Here is a 2,135-nt window from a genome sequence, read left to right as displayed (position 1 = left end):
CTGTTTTTTGCAACTCTAGTATATCAGATGAACATGTCTTTTGTGTTGCACTTCATTTTACAACAGGGCTAAAAAATTTTTTTTTCTAAATTAGGAAGAAAATATTTAACATATTTTGTATTAAACTTGATTCGTTCTATGTAAAAATATACAATAGGTATATACTATTCAAGGAGAGATATCATGTTATACAATCAAGAAAATTATTCAATGCTCGAAGTTGAACAAGCAAAAAGCGATATTAGAGCTCTAGCGAAAGAAAAGTCAAAACTTGTTAAACTTGATTTTAATAATCCAAAAGATGTATCTGAATTTTTCGATAAAGAATAATTTTTATCATTCGATGGTAGATGTTTTTTTCTAAGTAATAATGAGGTTCTCGTGGTTTATACAATAGATGAAATTAAGGCTAAGATTGAACCTATTGCTAAACGATATAACGTATCAAAAGTCTACTTGTTTGGTTCCTATGCAAGAGGAGAAGAAGACGAAAATAGTGATATAGATATTGCTTTAGAATTAGGAGATATAACGAAATTTATGGATGTATACGGGCATCTTTCGACCATCTTTAGTGGAAATGTAGATATTCTTTTAGTTAGTGATTTATTGTCACCTAAAACCAATATTGGCTCATTGGTGAAAAAGAATTTTTTAAATGATAGAGTTCTCATCTATCAAAAATTGGAGGAAGCTATGGTAGAAAATTTAGTTAATAATCCTCGTATGAGAGATATAACCGAGTATAATGAAGTCACTCAGAATGCAATTAAGGAAAGTTTAGAAAAGTATAAAACGGAGGGAATAACTAAAAGTTCCGAAAGTATAGATAATTATTTTGAAAGAATGGTTCGTGAAAATACCAAGTAATTTTTGGTAGAGCTTAGTTATTTTATTTTCAATAAGAAAAAGAACAGCACTTATTTTGTTAGATTGAATTCACTCAAAAGGTAATTAAAGAAAGTGAAAGGAGGAAGGAATCATGATTAAAGAGTTTGGTGTTACAAATTTAGAAGTAACCAAAGAAGATATTTCTAAAAATCCTAACAATCCTATTCTGCGGATGTATGATGATGAAGAGTTGATTGGAACGTTTAGTATTCTTACAGGTGAAATTATAGAAAATTTGGATTTAGCAGATTATGATATACGATTTGCACAAAGACAAATTGAATTAAATCGTGATAACTATCTTGAAACGTGGAAGGACTACGTGGGGATATTACATGCCTAAATATCCTTTTTTTGTAGAACTGAGTTTTTAATATTTTTAATAAGAAAAAGAACAGCACTTATTTTGGCTGTTCTTTTTATAATAGATTATCTAGTTTATCTGCTAAATCTTTTTGTTTACTTGGGTATAAGTGGGAGTAGGTATCAATTGTTGTGGTTATAGAAGCGTGTCCTAATCTCTCTTTTACAATTAAGTAGTCTTCTCCTTGGTTTATTAAAAGAGAAGCGTGAGAGTGTCTAAAATCATGAATCCTTATTTTCTTTAAAGAACTATCTCTAGCTAGAATCTTTTTATATTGTTTTTCAATAGAATTTTTTGTTAGAGTGATTGGACTATCCTGAAAGATTTGGAGTTTTTCAGTATCAGTTGAAAATTCTCTTAGTCTTTCTGTCTGTTCTTGTTTCCATTCTTCTAGTGTTTCTATAAGCTTTTTATTAATAATGATTCTTCTAGTACCGGATTTAGTTTTTGTAGAACTAATGTGTTCTTCACCTTTATTCACGTACATTGACTTACTAACATGTATTGTACTTGTAGAAAACTCTATATCTTTCCAAGTAAGAGCGAGTGCTTCTCCAAGTCGTAAGCCAGTAAAGAAAAGTACTGTAAATAGTAGTTCAAGATTATATTCGTCGTTCTTGAATAGTGAAAGAAAATGTTTAAATTCTTTAACTGTCCAAAATTGCATTTTTCTTTTTTCTATCGGTAATTTTTTCAATAAACCTACTGGATGTTCTTTGTAATATCCTTTTCTTAATCCAACATCTAGTATTTTCTTTAATAGAACAATGATTTTATTAATAGTATTTGGACTCAATTTTTTCTCCCCAATTGTCAAGTCAAGTGCAACAAAGTTGTTCCTCTGATTAAGCGAGTATCTTTCAAGCTGTTTGAGCTGACT

4 protein-coding genes are annotated in these 2,135 nt (G+C 29.5%); 3 read left to right on the top strand and 1 reads right to left on the bottom strand.

Annotation, left to right across the window (positions count from 1 at the left end; translation table 11 throughout):
* Positions 1 to 183: 183 nt before the first annotated feature.
* The 3 genes from K1I67_RS09530 (at position 184) to K1I67_RS09520 (ending at position 1,234) form a co-directional block, all read left to right on the top strand.
* Positions 184 to 330, top strand: a complete 147-nt coding sequence (locus tag K1I67_RS09530; protein ID WP_223339733.1) for a hypothetical protein — start codon at positions 184 to 186, stop codon at positions 328 to 330.
* Positions 331 to 381: 51 nt separating this feature from the next.
* Positions 382 to 870, top strand: coding sequence for a nucleotidyltransferase family protein (locus K1I67_RS09525; RefSeq protein ID WP_223339732.1), 489 nt, complete (start codon positions 382 to 384; stop codon positions 868 to 870).
* Between the two features lie 112 nt (positions 871 to 982).
* Positions 983 to 1,234 carry a hypothetical protein gene (locus tag K1I67_RS09520; protein WP_006144806.1) on the top strand — a complete coding sequence of 84 codons (252 nt, stop codon included), beginning with the start codon at positions 983 to 985 and terminating at the stop codon, positions 1,232 to 1,234.
* A 76-nt stretch (positions 1,235 to 1,310) separates the two neighbouring features.
* Here K1I67_RS09520 and K1I67_RS09515 read toward each other — a convergent pair.
* Positions 1,311 to 2,135, bottom strand: an 825-nt coding sequence (locus K1I67_RS09515) for a tyrosine-type recombinase/integrase (protein ID WP_223339731.1), incomplete at its 5' end; no start/stop codon positions are given.

It is taken from the genome of Streptococcus infantis, assembly GCF_019929575.1.
Lineage (GTDB): Bacteria > Bacillota > Bacilli > Lactobacillales > Streptococcaceae > Streptococcus > Streptococcus infantis_L.
This window is presented reverse-complemented; position numbering and strand designations above follow the sequence as displayed.

Excerpts from the sequence above, each read along its gene's own strand:
- K1I67_RS09530 (WP_223339733.1), top strand. The coding sequence starts at position 184 with ATGTTATACAATCAAGAAAATTATTCAATGCTCGAAGTTGAACAAGCA.
- K1I67_RS09520 (WP_006144806.1), top strand. The coding sequence starts at position 983 with ATGATTAAAGAGTTTGGTGTTACAAATTTAGAAGTAACCAAAGAAGAT.